This window comes from Polaromonas sp. JS666, from assembly GCF_000013865.1.
Classification (GTDB): domain Bacteria; phylum Pseudomonadota; class Gammaproteobacteria; order Burkholderiales; family Burkholderiaceae_C; genus Polaromonas.
The window spans coordinates 3,635,673-3,655,062 of the sequence record NC_007948.1; the positions used below are offsets into that span (position 1 = coordinate 3,635,673).

General features: G+C 63.3%; 16 protein-coding genes. 12 read left to right on the forward strand and 4 right to left on the reverse strand.

The window, feature by feature from the left end:
* Positions 1–31: 31 nt before the first annotated feature.
* Complete coding sequence (locus BPRO_RS17160) at positions 32–364, forward strand: 2Fe-2S iron-sulfur cluster-binding protein (protein ID WP_011484337.1); 333 nt, start codon at positions 32–34, stop codon at positions 362–364.
* Here BPRO_RS17160 and BPRO_RS17165 read toward each other — a convergent pair.
* The gene (locus tag BPRO_RS17165) at positions 304–960 is read right to left on the reverse strand and encodes a GNAT family N-acetyltransferase (protein ID WP_157045818.1); all 657 of its coding nucleotides are present in this window, start codon (positions 958–960) and stop codon (positions 304–306) included. The two genes, BPRO_RS17160 and BPRO_RS17165, sit on opposite strands and share 61 nt — an antisense overlap.
* A 73-nt stretch (positions 961–1,033) precedes the next feature.
* Here BPRO_RS17165 and BPRO_RS17170 point away from each other — a divergent pair, with 73 nt between their 5' ends.
* The 3 genes from BPRO_RS17170 (at position 1,034) to BPRO_RS17180 (ending at position 3,926) form a co-directional block, all read left to right on the forward strand.
* On the forward strand, positions 1,034–1,918 hold the full coding sequence (locus BPRO_RS17170; RefSeq protein ID WP_011484339.1) for a LysR family transcriptional regulator: 885 nt from the start codon (positions 1,034–1,036) through the stop codon (positions 1,916–1,918).
* Positions 1,919–2,091: 173 nt separating this feature from the next.
* Positions 2,092–3,189 (forward strand): M14 family zinc carboxypeptidase, encoded by a 1,098-nt coding sequence (locus BPRO_RS17175; RefSeq protein WP_011484340.1) that lies wholly within the window; start codon positions 2,092–2,094, stop codon positions 3,187–3,189.
* Entirely contained in the window at positions 3,186–3,926 is a 741-nt protein-coding gene (locus tag BPRO_RS17180) for an alpha/beta fold hydrolase (RefSeq protein ID WP_011484341.1), read from the forward strand. The genes BPRO_RS17175 and BPRO_RS17180 overlap by 4 nt, the downstream gene beginning before the upstream one ends.
* A 16-nt stretch (positions 3,927–3,942) precedes the next feature.
* Here BPRO_RS17180 and BPRO_RS17185 read toward each other — a convergent pair whose 3' ends face one another.
* Positions 3,943–4,878 carry a LysR family transcriptional regulator gene (locus tag BPRO_RS17185; RefSeq protein WP_011484342.1) on the reverse strand — a complete coding sequence of 312 codons (936 nt, stop codon included), beginning with the start codon at positions 4,876–4,878 and terminating at the stop codon, positions 3,943–3,945.
* Between the two features lie 131 nt (positions 4,879–5,009).
* Between BPRO_RS17185 and BPRO_RS17190 the strand changes: the two genes are divergently transcribed.
* Both BPRO_RS17190 and BPRO_RS17195 read left to right on the forward strand, forming a co-directional pair.
* Positions 5,010–6,002 (forward strand): Bug family tripartite tricarboxylate transporter substrate binding protein, encoded by a 993-nt coding sequence (locus BPRO_RS17190; RefSeq protein WP_011484343.1) that lies wholly within the window; start codon positions 5,010–5,012, stop codon positions 6,000–6,002.
* Positions 5,999–7,534, forward strand: a complete 1,536-nt coding sequence (locus BPRO_RS17195) for a sulfatase-like hydrolase/transferase (protein ID WP_011484344.1) — start codon at positions 5,999–6,001, stop codon at positions 7,532–7,534. Before BPRO_RS17190 ends, BPRO_RS17195 begins: the two co-directional genes overlap by 4 nt.
* 203 nt (positions 7,535–7,737) lie before the next feature.
* On the opposite strand, the gene BPRO_RS17200 is transcribed toward BPRO_RS17195, so the two are convergent.
* Positions 7,738–9,183, reverse strand: coding sequence for a PLP-dependent aminotransferase family protein (locus tag BPRO_RS17200; RefSeq protein WP_011484345.1), 1,446 nt, complete (start codon positions 9,181–9,183; stop codon positions 7,738–7,740).
* Between the two features lie 306 nt (positions 9,184–9,489).
* Complete coding sequence (locus tag BPRO_RS17205) at positions 9,490–10,950, reverse strand: efflux transporter outer membrane subunit (RefSeq protein ID WP_011484346.1); 1,461 nt, start codon at positions 10,948–10,950, stop codon at positions 9,490–9,492.
* A 93-nt stretch (positions 10,951–11,043) separates the two neighbouring features.
* Here BPRO_RS17205 and BPRO_RS17210 point away from each other — a divergent pair, with 93 nt between their 5' ends.
* The 6 genes from BPRO_RS17210 to BPRO_RS17235 all read left to right on the forward strand — a co-directional run bounded on the left by BPRO_RS17210 (position 11,044) and on the right by BPRO_RS17235 (position 19,386).
* Positions 11,044–11,661, forward strand: a complete 618-nt coding sequence (locus BPRO_RS17210) for a TetR/AcrR family transcriptional regulator (RefSeq protein WP_011484347.1) — start codon at positions 11,044–11,046, stop codon at positions 11,659–11,661.
* Positions 11,662–11,737: 76 nt separating this feature from the next.
* Positions 11,738–12,847, forward strand: a complete 1,110-nt coding sequence (locus BPRO_RS17215) for an efflux RND transporter periplasmic adaptor subunit (RefSeq protein ID WP_011484348.1) — start codon at positions 11,738–11,740, stop codon at positions 12,845–12,847.
* Positions 12,844–15,918 (forward strand): efflux RND transporter permease subunit, encoded by a 3,075-nt coding sequence (locus BPRO_RS17220; protein WP_011484349.1) that lies wholly within the window; start codon positions 12,844–12,846, stop codon positions 15,916–15,918. Before BPRO_RS17215 ends, BPRO_RS17220 begins: the two co-directional genes overlap by 4 nt.
* Positions 15,919–15,958: 40 nt before the next feature.
* Complete coding sequence (locus BPRO_RS17225; RefSeq protein ID WP_011484350.1) at positions 15,959–16,765, forward strand: oxidoreductase; 807 nt, start codon at positions 15,959–15,961, stop codon at positions 16,763–16,765.
* A 564-nt stretch (positions 16,766–17,329) separates the two neighbouring features.
* Positions 17,330–18,103 carry a c-type cytochrome gene (locus BPRO_RS17230; protein WP_011484351.1) on the forward strand — a complete coding sequence of 258 codons (774 nt, stop codon included), beginning with the start codon at positions 17,330–17,332 and terminating at the stop codon, positions 18,101–18,103.
* The gene (locus BPRO_RS17235) at positions 18,100–19,386 is read left to right on the forward strand and encodes a c-type cytochrome (RefSeq protein ID WP_011484352.1); all 1,287 of its coding nucleotides are present in this window, start codon (positions 18,100–18,102) and stop codon (positions 19,384–19,386) included. The genes BPRO_RS17230 and BPRO_RS17235 overlap by 4 nt, the downstream gene beginning before the upstream one ends.
* Positions 19,387–19,390 lie beyond the last annotated feature (4 nt).

Genomic DNA, 19,390 nt, shown 5'->3' on the forward strand with positions numbered 1-19,390 from the left:
TTCCCCATAGCCCTCCCCATAGTCTTTACCCATGTCTGTCAGCAGTCCGATAGCCCCCTCCCAAGCGGCGAGTCTCGCAAGCACTGTCGACACGGTGTTCAGGGCACGCATTGGGCCGGCTGGCCCCGGCTTTGAGGCGCCCGCTTCGCTGTCCGTGTTGCAGGCCGCCCAGCTCGCAGGTGTGGAAATGGCCAGTTCGTGCCGCAATGGCACCTGCCGCACCTGCATTTGCGAGCTGACCAGCGGCGAGGTGGTGTACCGCATTGACTGGCCGGGACTGAGCGCCGAGGAGAAGCAGGCGGGCTACATCCTGCCCTGCGTGGCGTATCCGCTGTCGGATGTGGTGATCGCGCCGGCGGACTGAGCGGCCGCGGCCTGCAGCGGACCCAAGGGTAGGCCCGCGGGCGACGAGGCGCCATCACCGAGCGCGCGTTGCATCAGCACCGTGTCCACCCACTGGCCGAACTTGTAGCCGATACAGCCGAGCGTTCCGACGCGGGTAAAGCCCAACGCCTCGTGCGCCCGAAGCGAGCCGGTGTTGGCGCTGTTGCCGACCACCGCCACCATCTGCCGGAAGCCGCGCTGCTCGCACTGGCGGATCAACTCGCGCAGCAAGGCGCTTCCAACGCCGGCCTGGCGCATGCCGGGCGCGACATAAATGGAATCCTCCACCGTGTGGCGATAGGCCGGCCGCGAACGGTAGGCGCCGGCGTAGGCGTAACCCACCAGTTCCCCATCGCGGCGCGCCACCAGGTAGGGATAGCCGCCCCGAAGGATATCGCCGCGGCGCGAGAGCATCTGGCGCACGGTGGGCGGCTCGAGTTCGAAGGTCGCCAGGTTGGTGGCCACGTAGTGGGCGTAGATGGCCTGGATCGCCTCAATGTCGCTCTCGGCGCAGGGGTGGATGGAAAGCGCGCCGGCTGTCCGGGAAGTTGGGGGAGTCTGTGAAAAAAGCTGCATGCCGCTATGGTTGCGCAAGACCATGCATAAGTAAATATGTCAAATCTTATGGTTTTCATTAGAATTTCTTTGCATGCTCAATCTGGACCACCTGCGCACCTATGCGCTCATCATCGAAACCGGCAGCTTCTCGGGCGCGGCCGAAAGGCTGGGTCTGTCGCAACCCGCCGTGAGCCTGCAGATCCGGCAGCTTGAGCAGCGGCTGCGGGTACGCCTGGTCGAGCGCGTGGCGCGCCGAGCCACGCCCACGCCGGCGGGGCTGGATTTGCTGGAAGGCATTCAGCAGGTCAACACGGCGGTGGACGGCGTGATGGCCGCCATGGCCTCGCACTCATCCAACGTCGAGGGCCGCGTGACACTGGGAACCGGCGCCACGGCGTGCCTGTATTTGCTGCCGCAGATCCTGCGTTCGCTGAGGATCCGCTTTCCCAAGCTCAGCGTCGTGGTCAGTACCGGCAATACGGCCGACTTCGTCAAGGCCGTGGAAGGCAATACGCTGGACCTGGCGCTGGTGACCCTGCCGGTCAAGCGCCGCGCGCTGGTCACGACGCCGCTGCTGAACGATGAATTCGTGGCGATCGCCCCCAAGCGCGAGGCCGCGCTGCCTGCCCGGATCACGCCCGCCTTCCTCGCCAAGCGCGAGCTTGTGCTGTTCGAGCCGGCGGCCAACACCCGCGTGATCATCGACCAGTGGTTTCGCGACGCGGGCCATGCCCCCAAGCCCATCATGGAGCTGGGCAGCGTGGAAGCCATCAAGGAAATGGTGGCCGCGGGTCTGGGCTGCAGCATCCTGCCGGCCATGGCCGTCACCGGCCCGGGCCAGCATCCCGAGCTGGTGGTCCACCCGCTTTACCCGCGGCTGCAAAGAACGCTGGCGCTGGTCATGCGCGGCGACAAGCCGGTGAACAAGGCCTTGCACCAGGTCATTGCCGCGATCGGGCAACGAACGGGCAACTGAGCATCGCTGGCGCTGGCGCTGGCGCTGATCCTGGCCGGCATCGTCGGGCTGAAGATGGGCGGCGCCTGGCTTGAGACCGCTGCTGAGCCGGTTTTCGTCACCGAATCAGCATTCGATACAAAAACCCGGCAGGCATGTAGCGTGCTGTCAAACAACTGTGCCAGCATGTCCGGATGGAAATCCCGCCACCGACCGCCGCCACGGAGAGTCCCCGCAGCCTTCACAGCCCCTACAGCCTGACGCCGGCGCGCGACGCGGCCGCGAGCTTTGCGGAACTGGAGGAGCTCAAGGCGATTTTGCTGGCGGGCAGCGCCCACTTTGAGGTAGCCGTCGTGGCCGAGACGCACACGGCCGGGCCGTCCTTTCCGCTCTACACCGCCAGCATAGGTTCGCGCGACCCGCTGGCGCCGGCCGTCGGTTTTTTTGGCGGCATTCATGGGCTGGAGCGCATCGGCACGCAACTCATCCTGCACTACATGCGCGCGCTGCTGTTCAGGCTGGAGTGGGACGAACTGCTGCACCAGCAGCTGCAGAAAGTCCGGCTGGTGTTCATGCCCCTCGTCAATCCTGGCGGCATGTGGGCGCAAAAGCGCGCCAACCCGCGTGGCGTGGACCTGATGCGCAATGCGCCGCAAAGAGCCGAGGGCCAAGTGCCCTTTCTGGCGGGCGGGCAAACCTTGAGCCCACGGTTGCCCTGGTACTGCGGCCGGCCGGGCGTGCCCATGGAAGTGGAGAGTGCAGCGCTGCTGCAGGTGGTGCACGACGAACTGGCCAGCCGCCCCTTCAGCCTCGCGCTGGACTGCCACTCGGGCTACGGCTTTGACGACAGCCTCTGGTTTCCGTATGCCAGGACGCGCCGGCTGATGGCCCACCTGCCGGAGATGTTTGCGCTCAAGACCATGCTGGAGCAATCGCACCCGTACCACGCCTACAGCTTTGAGCCGCAAAGCAACCAGTACCTGCTGCATGGCGACCTGTGGGATCACGCGTATGACCACGCGCCGCCCGACCATGTGTTCTTGCCCATGACGCTGGAGCTGGGTTCGTGGCTGTGGATACGCAAGAATCCGCGCCAGCTGTTTTCACGGCATGGCATCTTCAACCCGATCAAGGCGCACCGCATCAAGCGCGTGCTGCGCCGTCATACCGACCTGCTGGATTTCCTCACGCGGGCCGCTTTTGCCGCGCCGCGCTGGCTGCCGCCGGCCGATCACCGCGTTCAACTCCAGCAACTGGCCACCGCCCACTGGCGGCCGAGGCGGGCCTTGTGACCTGGGTGCTGTTGAGGGGCCTGACACGCGAGGCGCGGCACTGGGGCGGCTTTGCCGAGCAGCTGGCGCAGCAGACCTGCGAAGAGGTCATCGCCATCGACCTGCTGGGCAACGGCGAATTTGCATCGCTGCCCTCGCCTACTTCAGTCAGTGGCATGGTGGATTTTTTGCGTTCGCAACTGCAGGTTCGCCAACAAGCGCAGCCTTTCAAGCTGCTGGCCATGTCGCTGGGCGGCATGGTGGCGACGGACTGGGCGCAGCGCTATCCGCATGAAGTCGCGCGGCTAGTGCTCATCAACACCAGCCTGCGGCCCTTCAGCAGCGCTACGCAGCGCCTGCGGCCCCACAACTGGCCAGCGCTTGCTCTGCTGGCCGCACGCTGGCGCGATGCAGCGCAAGTGGAGCAAGCAGTTCACAGGCTGACCTGCAACAACACCGGCACACGCGATGCCGACATCGCCGCGTGGTTGCGCATTCGCCAGAGCGCGCCCGTCACGGCAACGAACGTTGCGCGGCAACTCTGGGCGGCAGCAAGCTACGCATGCGCTGCGAAAGCACCAGCGTGCCCGACACTGGTGATGTCTTCAGCCTGCGATCATTTGGTCGACCCGGCATGTTCGGCGCGGCTGGCCGACGCATGGAAGGCCGGCCATGTGCAGCACCCATGGGCCGGGCATGACCTGCCGCATGACGACAGCGCATGGCTTTTCGGGCAGTTGAAAGACTGGCTGGCTTAGCGGCCGCACACACACTTCAACGCAGACAGTCGATGACGGCCTGTATGCCCTCCGAAATCTCCAGGTGACTGTGGCGGACTATGCCCAGCGGGCCGAAGACATCAGGCAAGCTGATATTCAGTATGGTGAGCGCGCGGCGATCACGGTGGTAGTCGGCGACGTTCTGCGGAAGCAGGGCCAGCGCCTGGCTGTTATCCATGAGCACCATGTTCGTTATCACTGAAGCGGATTCGACATGACTCTGCAGCGTCACGCCTTCGCGCAGCAGGATGATGTCCAGCGCAGCGCGCACCGGGCTGCCGTGCGGCGGCAGTATCCAGGGGTAGCGCGACAGGGCCGCCCAGTTGCAGCGCTTCATCGAGGCCAGCGGGTGCGCGTTGGAGCACACCACGCACATGGACTCCTGACTGAGCACCTCGCTCAACAGGCCGCGCTGCTGCGTGGCTTCGCCGAGGCGCGCCACGATCAGGTCAATCTGCCGGGTCAGCAACTGCGGCATCAGGGCCTCCATCGAGCCCTCCCGCACCACCACAGACACCGCATCGCCGCGCGCCTGCAGCTTCAACAAGGCGCGGGGCACCAGGAAGGCAGCGGATGAGGAATTCACCCCCAGCACCACGCGCGCCTTCTGCTTTTCCGGCGGGGCAAACCATTCCAGGCCGGCCCGGTCGAGGTCGCCCAGGATCCAGCGCGCGTGGCGTATCAGTGACTCGCCATGCGGGGTGGGAAAGGTGCCTTTGGAGGTCCGGGTGAAGAGCTGCACCTGAACAATGCTCTCAAGCTCGCCCAGCATTTTTGAAATGGCCGGCTGCGTGGTCGCCATGCGCTGGGCCGCTTCACCGATATTGCGGGTCTCGTCCAGCACCTTCACCAGCTTCAGGTGCCGCAGCCGCAGGCGACCGCGCAAGTACCACTCTTGGCTCAGCCCCTGAGGTTTCACATGCTCGCTCATATCAACTTTGCAATATAGCCGCTCAAATTCATCATTAGACAGGCATGCAGGCGTTCCCTACCATGGGGTTTTCACCCAAAAGACCGGCCCATACGCTACAGGCGTGTGGGCCATAAAAAGGAGACTTGACCATGATGAAGATGCGCCGAACGACGCTTGCGGTCCTCTGCTGTGTGGCTATCGCGCCCCTGGCAAAACCGGCCCTTGCTGCAGATGTTTATCCCGACAAGACCATCACGATCGTCGTGCCGTCCGTTGCCGGCGGCGCAGCCGATGCGGTCGGCCGTGCAGTGGCCCAGGGCCTTGGCAAGCAGCTCAATGCCTCGGTGATCGTTGACAACAAGCCGGGTGCCGGAACCACGCTGGGCACACAGCAGGTGATCCGCATGCCGGCCGACGGGTACACGCTATTGCTGGGCCTGGATGCCGCGCTGACCACCGCGCCCTTCATGCTGGCGAAGCTGCCCTATCAACCCAAAACAGACCTGACGCCGATTGCCACGCTGGCCACACTGCAATACCTGCTGGTGGCGTCGCCTGCCGCGCCCTTTCATTCGGTGACTGAACTGGTGGAGCGCGCACGCGCAAACCCCGGCACCATCACCTACGCCAGCGGCGGCGAAGGCTCCGTGCACCACCTGGCAATGGAGGCTTTCCAGAAAGAAGCCGGCATCCGGCTCAAGCATGTGCCATACAAAGCCGCCCCGCAGGGTTTCCTGGATGTCATGGGCTCACACGTCGATGTGATGTTCATCGCGTCGGGCACGGCGGTGTCACCCATCAAGGCGCGCAAGGTGCAGGGCTTGGGCCGCACCGGCGTAGCGCCCATCAGCGACCTTCCGGCCATGGCCGCGCTGAGGGACATGCCCGAGTCCAAAGGCTATGTCTTCGAGAGCTGGTTTGGCCTGCTGGCGCGCGCCGGCACGCCCGCATCGATGGTCGGCCGCGTCAGCACGGCACTGGCCGGCTTCATGAAAAGCCCCGAAGCCGAAGCACAGATGCAGGCTTTGGGCGTCACCCTGACGTTTGAAGATCCATCCACCCTTGCCAAACGCATCGATGAGGACACCAAACGTTATGCGCCCGTGGTGGCCAAGCTGAAGGAACAAAGCGCCAAGCCATGAAGCGACCCAACATACTGCTCATCACCACCGACCAGCACCGGGGTGACTGCCTGGGCTTTGCAGGCCGCAAGGTCAAGACCCCGCACATCGACGAAATGGCCAGGACGGGCACGCACTTCACCTCGTGCATCACGCCGAACATCGTGTGCCAGCCCTCTCGCGCCTCCATCCTGACCGGGTTGTTGCCGCTGACGCACGGCGTATGCGACAACGGCATTGACCTGGATGAGGCGAGAGGCGAAGCGGGCTTTGCCGGCACACTGGCAAGCAGCGGTTATTCGACAGGCTTTATCGGCAAGGCGCATTTCTCGACCCACCACACGTTTGCAAAAACCGGCCGCCCCGAATGCCAGTTCAGCGAGGCCGACTACGGCCCCGCGTGGTACGGCCCATACATGGGCTTTGAACATGTGGAGCTTGCCGTGGAAGGGCACAACTACTGGTTGCCCACCCCGCTGCCGGGCGGGCTGCACCATTCGCGCTGGTACTACGGCGATGGTCTGGGCGAGATGCGCAACAGGCTTTACCAGCAAGACATGGGGCCACCCAGTGGCGCGCCGCAAACCTTCAATTCCGCCCTGCCCAGCGCGTGGCACAACTCCACCTGGATAGGCGACCGGACGATCGAGTTCATGCGCAAACATGCAGGCGAGGCCGCAAAACGCTTCTGCCTGTGGGCCTCGTTTCCAGATCCGCATCACCCCTTTGATTGCCCGGAGCCATGGTCACGGCTTCACCACCCGGATGAGGTCGACCTGCCGGCGCACCGGACCACCGACTTCGAGCGCCGGCCCTGGTGGCACAAGGCCAGCATGGACAGCAAGCCCGTCGGCGATGCGGCCGTGCAGGCCCTGCGGCAAAACTTCTCGCGCATGCCTACACCGGCCGAGCAGCAACTGCGCAACATCACCGCTAACTACTACGGCATGATTTCGCTGGTGGACCACCAGGTGGGCCGCATCCAGACCGCGTTGCAGCAACTGGGCCTGGACGGCAACACCCTCGTGATCTTCACCTCTGATCACGGCGAGTGGCTGGGTGACCACGGGCTGATGCTCAAGGGCCCGATCCCTTACGAAGGTGTCCTGCGCGTGGGCATGGTTGTCAACGGCCCGCAGGTCCAGGCCGGCCAGGTGCGGCATGAGCCGGTATCAACGCTCGACCTGGCCGCCACCTTTGCGGACTATGCAACGGCCACCGCGCTGGCGCCCCTGCACGGCCAGAGCCTGCGGCCTTTGTTGGAAGGCGGGCAACAGACACGCGACTTCGCATTGAGCGAATGGAACGTGGCCGCATCGCGCTGCGGTTTGGAACTGCAACTGCGAACCGTGCGCACCGAAAACTGGAAACTCACCCTCGAGCAAAACTCCGGCGCAGGCGAGATGTACTGCCTGTCCGAAGATCCCAATGAGATGGACAACCTGTTCGACGACCCGGGCTATACGGCAAAGCGCAAGGAGCTCAGTGACATGATCGCATCGCGCCCCCGCGACCAGTTGGCCCAAGCGCCCGCGCCTTCGGGCATTGCATAGCGTTGCGGTGTGACACTACTATTTTAATAGCCCGTACAGCCCACCTCTATTTGATTTCAGGCCTATTTGCTTTTCACAAATGGTATTTATTAGGCCACTTTTGGCATGTTTGGCTCCTGTTTCGGGCCTTGACTGCCTCCAGCCCCTTGCGGCAGCCAAATTTAACGCACACGGCAAAACTCACTGCTTGGCCGACTGGCGCTTCACGCATACGGCACCTGCAGCCGTATCAGGCGTCCCAGCGTCTGCATGGCCGCCTCAAACCGCGCGTCCCACGGATGGCCATAGTTCAACCTCAGGCAGTGCCGGAATTGACGCCGCGCTGAAAAAATCGGTCCGGGCGCCACGCTGATGCCGTGCGCCAGCGCTGCCTCGTGCAGGGCCAGCGCGTCAAAGCCTTCGGCAAATTCCACCCACACAAAATAACCTCCTGCCGGTCGCGACACACGCACCCCCTCGGGAAAGTGGCGCGCCACGGCGGCCAGCAGGCTGGACAGTTGCGACTCCATGGCATGGCGCAAGCGGCGCAAATGCTTGTCGTAACCGCCATGCTGCAGGTAGTCGGCAATGGCCAGTTGCGCGGGCAGGCTGGCCGACAGGGTGGTCATGAGCTTGAGCCGTTCCACCTGCTGGCCAAAGCGCCCAGGCGAAACCCAGCCTACCCGGTAACCGGGCGCCAGCGTTTTGCTGAAGGAGCTGCAATGCATCACCAGTCCCTTGCGGTCAAAGGCCTTGGCCGGCAACGGGGAGCGGTTGCTGAAGTAAAGCTCGCCATACACGTCGTCTTCAATCAGCGGAACGTCATGGCTGGCCAGCAGCGCGACCAGTGCCTGCTTTTTTTCCATGGACAGGCTGGCGCCCATCGGGTTCTGGAAGGACGTCATGAACCAGCAGGCCCTGACCGGATGGCGCTTGAGCGCTTCGGCCAGCGCGCCGAGATCCAGGCCGCCCTGCGGATGCACCGGGATTTCCAGCGCCTTCATCCTGAGCCGCTCCAGCGCCTGCAGGCCTGCATAAAACCCCGGCGACTCGATCGCCACCAGATCGCCCGGCCGGGCCACGGCGGTGAGGCAGAGGTTGAGCCCTTCCAGCGCACCGCTCGTCACGATCACCTCCTCGGCGGCCTGCGGCATGCCCATCGCCAGGTAGCGCAGCGCTATCTGCTCGCGCAGCACCGGGTCGCCCTGCGGCAGGTGGGCGACCGCATCCTGACCATGAATGTGGCGCGCTGTGCGGGCCAGCGACTTGCCCAGGCGCTGCAGCGGAAAGAGGCTGGACGCGGCAAATGCCGAGCCCAGCGGCACGATGTCCGGGTCCTGCGCCGCACCCAGCACGGAAAACACCAGCTCGCTGACGTCCAGCCGGGGCGCGACCCGGGCCGATGCCTTGCCGGCATGGCGGGTGGCCCGACCCCGCGCGGGCGCGGCCAGCTGCTGCATGGCCAGGGCCGTCACGTAATAGCCCGAGCGTGGACGGGCGCGCACCAAGCCTTTTTCCTCCAGCCGGTAATAGGCCTTGAAGGCGGTGGAAGCACTGAGGCCGTGCCGGGCGGTCAGCGTGCGAATCGACGGCAAGCGGGTGCCCGGGGCGAGGCGGCCATTGCGGATGTCGGTTGCCAGCAGTTCGACCAGTTGTTCGTAGCGCTTCATCAAATCCTGTCCTTGTGGGCGTTGAGCGTCTATCGGTGGGCGTCACCGCAAATAGACGTAATCTCAAATGAATGAAATCAACGAGTTACCAGCCTCCTCGCCAAAGTTAGGAACTCGCATTCATCAGAGTTACGTACACCTTCTGCATCTAGGCGTCTACCTCCAAAGGAAATCGTACTTCGCAAGCCTAAAAAGCGCACTTTGGAGTTTCACCCTTGAGCAAAAATGCAGAGAGACTTCGGTGCCTGATGGGCGAAATGAATCGATCTCTACAGAGTTTTATGGATCAATTTCCCCAACGTTGGGCTATCTAATTGCCACGGCGCTGGATTCCTGGGGTTGCCAACCGCCGCCGAGCGCTTTGAAGGTAGCGACCGCCGCGCGTGCTGATTCCGTTTGCGCTTGCGCTCGCGCATCGGAGGCACGTAGCAGGTTGTCGTCGGCCTGCAAGACTTCGATCAGACTGAGTACCCCTTTTTGATACGCCGCAAACGAAGCTGATCGGGCGCGGCCGAGAGAGTCCACTCCCTGGGCAAGTACAACAGCCTGCTCCTCGCGCTTGACCAAGGCCGAAAAGGCGTTTTCTACGTCCTCAGTTGCCCGCAGTACGGCAAGCCGATACGCAGCCAGCATCTCGGCCTCCTGGCCCCTGGCTTGGTCGATCTGCGCGTTGATGCGGCCAAAGTCGAACAGACGCCAGCGCAGACCCAGCACGCCGGCGGCCTGACTCGCGCCGCTGGTGAACAGATTGCCACCGGACACCGATGTCGCGCTGCCGATCAGCCCACTCAGAGAGAGTTTGGGGTAGTACTCGGCAATGGCGACACCGATACGGGCATTCGATGCGGCAAGGCGGCGCTCAGCCACAATCAGGTCAGGGCGGCGCCTTAGCAGCTCACCCGGAGAGCCTGCAGCAGTGATTTGCGGGGCAGCAGGGATGACGCCAGCATCGGCCAGTTCCATCCGATGCGTTCCGGGTGGCGTGCCCAGCATCACGTCAAGCGCGTTCATGGCCACGTCCAGACCCGCCTCAAGAACCGGCACGGACGCCCGAACCTGGGCAAGCGCACCTTCGGCCTGCCTCACTTGAAGTTCGGCCGCCAACCCCTTCCCATACAGAAGGTTGATGGTCGATAGCAATTCCTGCTGCGTCTGCACCTGCCCGCGGGCAACGCCGAGGCGGGTTTGCAGCCCACGAATGATGATGTAGGTGTCGGCGGTCTGTGCCGCCACAGCCAACCGGGTAGCGGCTGCGCCGGCCTCCGACGCCTGGTACCCGGCAAGTGCCGCTTCCTTTCCACGACGCAAGCCTCCGAATACATCCAGTTCCCAGCTCGCGCCGAGATTGGTTTCGTAAGAACTGCCGTGACGGTCGAAACCGGGGCTAGCGCTCAAGACTTTTCCCAGAGGCGTTTCAAGGGATTGGTAGGCTCTGGCTGCCTGGCCGCTGACGTTGCCGGAAGGCAGCAACGCGGCATTTGCCGCCCCAAGCTCCGCGCGCGCCTGGGTGACGCGAGCGGATGCCTGCGCGAGATCGAGGTTCTGTTCCACCGCCAGCGTGACGAATCGAGTCAGTAGCGGATCACCGAAACCCGTCCACCAGGTGACGAGATCGGCATGGGCAGTGGCGTGCCGCTGGTCGACCGCTGGTTGGCCCAGGTACTGTTGCGGCATGGGCGTGTCGGGCCTGACATAGTCGGGACCGACGGCGCAGCCGGCCGAGAGGCCGGCAACAATGAAGATGGCAAGGGTGTGTTTAGGCAGCATAGACTTGTTCCGAATCAGGTAGTCGATGAAGTGACTATAATACAATATGGTCACTCGTTGTTCATTTCTTTAGATGCAGGTAAGCTACAGACCATGAACAAAGCGACCACTTATCCGGTTTCCGCCCGCGGCCCGGCCGACCATGACGTGCGAGATCAGATCGTTACCGCGGCCACCGAGCACTTCAGCCGCTACGGTTACGAGAAAACGACCGTCTCCGACCTCGCCAAAGCCATCGGGTTTTCCAAGGCTTACATCTACAAGTTCTTTGAGTCCAAGCAGGCCATCGGCGAGATGATCTGCGCAAACTGCCTGCGCGAGATTGAGGCCGAGGTCAGTGCGGCTATTGCAGGGGCCGACATGCCGCCAGAGAAATTGCGGCGGATGTTTAAAGCCATGACCGAGGCGAGCCTTCGATTGTTTTTTCAGGACCGCAAGCTGTACGAGATTGCCGCCTCGGCCGCTACGGAGCGCTGGCAGGCGGTTCATGCCTACGAAGAACACATCCAGAAGCTGCTTCGGGACGTCTTGCAGGAAGGCCGGCAAACCGGGGACTTTGAGCGCAAGACACCCTTGGACGAGACGGCGTTGGCCATCTATCTGGTCATGCGCCCCTACCTCAACCCTTTGCTCTTGCAACATAGCTTTGACTACAACAAAGAGGCGCCGGCGCATTTGTCGAGCCTGGTGCTTCGCAGCCTGTCACCATAAATAAAACTGTGACTATTGACTAATTTGGTCACAAGTACCATAATGAAAGTCCAATCATTTCGTCAATGGGACTTTCATGCTCAGGCGTTACTTCGCTACATCTATAGTCATTTGTGCATTGCCTTTGGTGTTGGCCGCTTGCGGCGACAAGGCGCAATCTGATCCACGTACCGAGGCGCCGCTGGTACGTGTGGCCACCATTCAGGGCTCGGTCGCTGCGTCTCGCGCGTTCACCGGGACCGTAGCCGCTCGGGTACAAAGCGATCTGGGCTTTCGGGTCTCGGGCAAGGTGCTGGAACGCCTTGTCGATGCGGGGCAAGCCGTTAAGCGCGGGCAAGCGCTCATGCGCATCGATCCCATCGACCTGAAGCTCGCCGCTAATGCGCAACTGGAAGCAGTGGCCGCCGCCCGGGCGCGGGCGCAGCAAACGGCGCAGGACGAAGCCCGCTACCAGGACCTGCGCGGAACCGGTGCCATTTCAGCCTCAGCCTATGACCAGGTCAAGGCTGCAGCAGATGCGGCCAAAGCCCAGCTCAACGCAACCGAAGCCCAGGCCGAAGTCGCTCGAAACGCGAGCCGCTATACGGAACTGGTGGCAGATGGCGATGGCATCGTCATGGAAACGCTGGTGGAACCCGGCCAGGTCGTCAACGCGGGACAGGTCGTGGTGCGTCTGGCCCATGCCGGCCGCCGTGAAGCCGTCATTCAACTACCGGAAACCTTGCGCCCTGCGGTCGGTTCAACCGGGCTGGCCACGCTCTTTGGCCAGGAAGGCGTAGCCGTTCCGACCAAACTCAGGCAGCTCTCGAACGCCGCGGACCGGCTGACGCGCACTTTCGAAGCGCGCTATGTGCTGGATGGCGAGCTATCCAACGCCCCATTGGGCAGCACAGTCACCGTTCAAATCCCGGACGCAAATTCCACTACGCAAGACGGCTTTTCGGTACCCATTGCTTCCTTGTCCGACGCGGGCAAAGGGCCGGGGGTCTGGGTTATCCAGGGCGAGCCAGCCAAGGTTTCATGGCGGCCAGTAAAGGTCCAGCGCCTGGGCGACGACAGTGCTTACATTGCGGGTCAGCTCAAGCAGGGTGACCGGATCGTCGCACTCGGCACGCATCTGCTGCGCGAAGGCGAGCAAATCCGCGTGGCGGCTCAAGCGCCCGTAACTGCAAGCGCGCGGCCATGAGCGAAGGCCGTTTCAACCTGTCGGCGCTCGCCGTGCGCGAGCGCTCCGTCACCCTGTTCCTGATCTGCCTGATCTCGTTGGCAGGGCTCATTGCGTTCCTCAAGCTGGGCCGGGCGGAAGACCCGTCCTTTACCGTCAAGGTGATGACAATCATTACGGCCTGGCCAGGGGCAACCCCTCAGGAAATGCAGGACCAGGTCGCCGAGAAGATTGAAAAGCGGCTGCAGGAATTGCGTTGGTACGACCGTACCGAGACCTATACCAGACCGGGCCTGGCCTTCACGACCTTGACCTTGCTCGATACCACGCCGCCCGCGGAAGTGCAGGAGCAGTTCTACCAGGCCCGCAAGAAGGTCGGAGACGAAACCGGCAGCCTTCCGTCCGGCGTGATCGGGCCGATGGTCAACGATGAATATTCAGACGTCACCTTTGCCCTGTTCGCGCTCAAGGCCAAAGGCGAGCCGCAGCGCTTGCTGGTGCGCGATGCGGAGACGCTGCGCCAGCGGTTGCTGCACGTACCAGGCGTCAAGAAAGTCAACATCGTCGGCGAGCAGTCCGAGCGCATCTACGTCGAGTTCTCGCACGAGCGCTTGGCAACGCTGGGCGTCAGCCCGCAGGAGGTGTTTGCCGGGCTCAATAGTCAAAACGCCCTGACGCCCGCGGGTTCGGTGGAAACCAGGGGCCCGCAAGTGTTCATCCGCTTGGATGGCGCGTTCGACGAGCTGCAGAAGATCCGCGATACGCCGGTCATTGCGCAGGGACGCACTCTGAAGCTGTCGGACATCGCCACGATCAGGCGTGGCCATGAAGACCCTTCAACTTTCCTGGTCCGCAATGGCGGTGAACCCGCGCTGCTGCTCGGCATCGTCATGCGCGATGGGTGGAACGGGCTCGACCTCGGCAAGGCGCTGGACAAAGAGGTGGCGGCGGTCAACGCCGATCTGCCACTCGGTATGAGTTTGACAAAAGTCACGGACCAGGCGGTCAACATCAGCTCGGCGGTCGATGAATTCATGGTCAAGTTCTTCGCCGCTCTGCTGGTGGTCATGGTGGTGTGCTTTGTCAGCATGGGTTGGCGGGTCGGTATCGTGGTCGCCGCAGCCGTGCCGCTGACGCTAGCGGCTGTCTTCGTGGTGATGCTCGCGACCGGCAAGAACTTCGACCGCATCACGCTGGGCTCGCTGATCCTGGGCCTGGGCCTGCTGGTGGACGACGCCATCATTGCGATCGAAATGATGGTGGTGAAGATGGAGGAAGGCTACAGCCGCATCGCCGCCTCCGCCTATGCCTGGAGCCATACTGCCGCGCCCATGCTTTCGGGCACGCTGGTCACGGCCGTCGGTTTCATGCCGAACGGTTTCGCCCGGTCGACCGCGGGGGAATACACCAGCAATATGTTCTGGATCGTCGGTATCGCGCTGATCGCTTCGTGGGTGGTCGCCGTGATCTTCACACCCTATCTGGGCGTCAAACTGCTGCCCGAACTCAAGCCGGCCGAGGGCGGCCACGAGGCGCTCTACGACACGCCGCGCTACAACCGCTTTCGCCGATTTCTGGGCCGTGTGATCGCGCGCAAGTGGCTGGTCGCCGCTTCCGTCGTGGGTCTGTTCGTGGTGGCCATCCTCGGCATGGCGGTCGTCAAAAAGCAGTTCTTTCCGATCTCCGACCGGCCCGAAGTGCTGATCGAGGTGCAGATGCCCTATGGCACGGCTATCGTCCAGACCAGCGCCGCCACGTCGAAAGTGGAAGCCTGGCTGGCCCAGCAAAAGGAAGCCAGGATCGTCACCGCCTACGTCGGCCAGGGCGCGCCGCGCTTTTACTTCTCGATGGGGCCGGAGCTGCCCGATCCATCGTTTGCGAAGATCGTGGTGCGCACCGACAACCAGGACGAGCGCGAGGCGCTGAAACACCGGCTGCGGCAGGCCATCGCCGACGGTCTTGCCCCGGAGGCGCGGCTGCGTGTTACCCAGCTCGTATTCGGACCTTATTCGCCGTTCCCGGTAGCCTACCGGGTCACCGGCCCCGATCCCGACAAGTTGCGCGAGATTGCGGCAGAAGTGCAACAGGTCATGGCCGCCAGTCCGATGATGCGCACCGTCAACACCGACTGGGGCATGCGCACGCCCGCTCTGCATCTCACCTTGCAACAGGACCGGTTGCAGGCCGTCGGGCTGACCTCCAGCGCGGTGGCGCAACAACTGCAATTCTTTCTGACGGGAGTTCCCATCACCTTCGTGCGCGAAGATATCCGTACGGTGCAGGTAGTCGCTCGCGCGGCCGGCGAGGTGCGGCTCGACCCCGCCAGGGTCGGCGATTTCACGCTGGCTGGCGCCAACGGGCAGCGAATCCCCCTGTCGCAACTGGGCAAGGCCGACATACGCATGGAGGAACCCGTCATGCGGCGGCGCGACCGCATGCCCACGATCACCGTCCGCGGCGACATCGCCGAAGGCTTGCAGCCACCGGACGTGTCGGCAGCAATTACCCGGCAGCTTCAGCCTGTCATGGACAAGTTGCCGAGCGGCTATCGCATTGATCAGGCGGGCTCCATCGAAGAATCAGGCAAGGCGACGGTCGCGATGCTGCCGATCTTCCCCATCATGCTGGCATTCACCCTGCTCATCATCATCTTGCAGGTGCGCTCAATCTCCGCGATGGTCATGGTTTTTCTGACCAGCCCGCTGGGACTGATCGGCGTAGTGCCGACCCTGCTTCTGTTCCAGCAGCCATTCGGCATCAATGCGCTGGTCGGGTTGATTGCGTTGTCGGGAATCCTGATGCGCAATACGCTGATATTGATCGGGCAGATCCGCCACAACGAAGAGGAGGGACTGGCTCCATTCCACGCGGTCGTCGAGGCTACTGTGCAGCGAGCCCGGCCGGTGGTCTTGACAGCCCTGGCTGCGATCCTGGCCTTCATCCCACTGACCCACTCGGTGTTCTGGGGCACCCTCGCTTACACGCTGATCGGCGGCACCTTCGCCGGGACGGTGCTGACTTTGGTGTTCCTGCCGGCCATGTATTCCATCTGGTTCAAGATCCGCCCGGCAACAGAAGCTGATCCGCGCTGATTTGCTCTTCTTCACCATTCACTTATCGAAAGAATCTGCCATGTCGAAATCTATCGTTGTCGTTGTTACTGGCGTGTCATCGGGCATCGGACGTGTCGCCGCAGAAAAGTTCGCGCGGCGAGGATGCCAGGTGTTCGGCACCGTGCGCAGCATCGCCAAAGCGAAACCAATGTCCGGCGTCGAACTCATCGAGATGGACGTTCGCGACGACGCTTCCGTTCAACGCGCTATCCAATCCATCATCGACCAGGTTGGCTGTATCGACGTATTGGTCAACAACGCGGGAATGAACATGATCGGCGCGGTGGAGGAAACAACGACCGGCGAGGCCGCATCCCTGTTCGACACCAACGTGTTCGGCATATTGCGCACCACACAGGCGGTGCTCCCGCACATGCGAGCGCAACACCACGGAAGGATCGTCAATGTCAGCTCCGTGCTTGGCTTTCTCCCGGCTCCGTACATGGGGCTTTATTCGGCCTCCAAGCATGCTGTGGAAGGGCTGTCTGAAACCCTGGATCATGAGGTGCGTCAGTTCGGCATCCGCGTAACATTGGTCGAGCCGTCTTATACCAAGACCAATCTGGAGGCCAGCTCGCCTCAGGCAAAGTCAAAAATCGCGGACTATGACCGCGAACGCGACATCGTCTCGCGCTCTGTGGCTGATAGCGTCAACGGCGCACCCGAACCCTCTGAGGTGGCAAACACGATCGTCGAAGCGGCGCTTGGCACCTGGCGTATGCGCCGCACTCCGGCTGGACAGGCATTCCTCTTGAGTAAATTGCGCCGCTTCATGCCTGCAGGCCCTGTCGATGCCAGCCTGAGGAAAATGCTCGGCCTAGCCTGAAAACCTCGCCCAGGAGCCATGTCACTGACAGTCCGATAAAGGGGTAACCCATGACTGTACTGACATCGACTGTGTGAACCTGCTCAAAGTGCGCCGCTGTTTCGGCGATTTTGTTGCCTCGATTCCCAGCCAGGTAGCCAGCTTCTCGGCGTAGGGATCGAGCTTGCTTGAGCTGACCCGTCTTGGGTATCCTCGAACCAAACCGTTTCAATCAACGGCGCATAAATGGATATTGATTCACCGTCCCCCGCTGCCAGTCGAAGGCACACCCACCTGAGCTAGGACGCGCGGCTCTCGAAGTTAAGGGTAATGCGCCAAATGGCCTGCCACCGGCGAAGACCCAGAATTGGATTCACAGAAGTTAAGGCCTAACTGTGGTGATCATTCTGTCCAACTTTGGTTATGCCCAATCGGCTGTCTCCAGGTTCTCCCGGGAAGCCACATCCCACATCCCACATCCCACGTCATCTGATACCAAACTTTTCGCGGATTTTTCATCTGATATGGTTTTTTCCACCGCATCTGATGCTTACGCTGCAGCCTCATGTGAGGCATGATTGCGCCATGGCAAAAACGCTCTCTTTCGCGCGCACGCTGGCGGCGCACGGCTTCCTGGCGTGCATGGTTTGGGCGGCCGCCGGCCCCGCCCTGGCCGCCGCGCCGTTTGAAGACACCATCGCCCAGCGCACCCTGGCCTGCACCGCCTGCCATGGACCGCAAGGCCGTGCGGCACCCGACGGCTACTACCCGCGCCTGGCCGGGAAACCCGCCGGCTACCTCTACAACCAGTTGCTCAATTTCCGCGACGGGCGGCGCCACTACGGCCTGATGACGCAGCTGCTGGACCCGCTGAGCGACGCCTACCTGATGGAGATCGCGCAATACTTTTCAACGCTCGACGTGCCCTACCCCGCGCCGCTGCCCACCAAGGCCTCCGTCGAGGTCTTGCGCCACGGCGAGCGCCTGGTGATGCAGGGCGACGCAGCGCGGCAAGTGCCGGCCTGCGTGCAGTGCCACGGCCAGGCTATGACCGGCGTGGCGCCCAACGTTCCGGGCCTGCTCGGCCTGCCGCGCGACTACCTCAATGCCCAGCTGGGCGCCTGGAAAGCCGGCCAGCGCCGCGCCCACGCGCCTGACTGCATGAAGGACGTGGTGGCACGCCTGTCCCTGGAAGACATCAACGCGGCCTCGAGCTGGCTGGCCGCGCAGCCGCTGCCCGCCAGCAGCAAACCGGCAAGCGCCTTGCCCGCACTGGCGCCGGGTGCCCGGCCCATCGACTGCGGCAGCGCGCCGCAAGCGCTGTCCGCCGATGCAGCGCCACCGAAGGCCGTGAAATGAAAAAAATAATCAAGCCCGTGCTCGCAGTGAGCCTGCTGGTCGCCGGTCTTGCCGCGCTGGTCTGGACCCTGAATGTGCGTGACGAGGTGGACGTGAAGGCGCCCATGGCGACTGCCGGAGCCAGCGACAGCCTGATCGCCCGCGGTGCCTACCTGGCGCGTGCCGGCAACTGCATGACCTGCCACACGGCGCGCGGCGGCCAGAACTATGCGGGCGGGCTCGGCATCGCCACACCCTTTGGCACCGTGTTCACCTCCAACCTCACGCCCGATGACAAAACCGGTATCGGCACCTGGTCGTCAGCACACTTCTGGCGCGCCATGCACAACGGGCGCTCCAAAAGCGGCCGCCTGCTGTACCCGGCATTCCCCTACCCCAGTTACACGCAGGCCACGCGCGAGGATTCGGACGCGATCTTTGCCTACCTGAACAGCCTGCCCGCCGTGGCGCAGCCCAACCGCCCCCACGAGCTGCGGTTTCCCTACCAGTCGCAAGCGGCACTGGCGGTATGGCGGGCACTGTATTTCAAGCCCGGCGTCTACGAGCCAGACACCCGCCGCAGCGCCGATTGGAACCGCGGAGCCTACCTGGTGAAAGGCCTGGGCCACTGCAGTGCCTGCCACACCGCACGCAACGTGATGGGGGCCAGCGACGAAGGCGTCGACCTCGCGGGGGGCCTGATCCCGATGCAAAACTGGTACGCCCCCTCGCTCGCGTCATCCGCTGAAGCCGGGGTGGGCGAATGGGACCGCGAGCACATCGTGAGCCTGCTCAAGAACGGCGTGTCGCCACGCGCCTCGGCCACCGGACCGATGGCCGAGGTCGTGCTGCGCAGCACGCAGTACCTGAGCGACGACGACCTGGGTGCCATGGCACTGTTCCTCAAGGAGCTTGCGGCAGCCCCCTCGGCGAACGGGACAGCGCCTGCTTCCGGCACTCCGGCCATTCCCGGGGCACGGGGCGCCAAACTGTACGAGCTGCATTGCGCCCAGTGCCACGGCGCCAAGGGCCAGGGCGTGCCCCATGCCTACCCGGCGCTCGCAGGCAACCGCGCAGTGACCATGCCCTCTGGCGTCAACCTGGTGCAGATCGTGCTCAACGGCGGTTACGCGCCCGCCACCGCTGGCAACCCGCGCCCTTATGGCATGCCGCCGTTTGTGCTGGTTCTGGGCGACAGTGAGATCGCGGCGGTCCTCACCCATATCCGCGGCTCGTGGGGCAACCAGGCCAGCGAAATCACGCCGATCGAAGTGAACCGCATGCGCGCCAACCAGGGGCGGTGAAGAC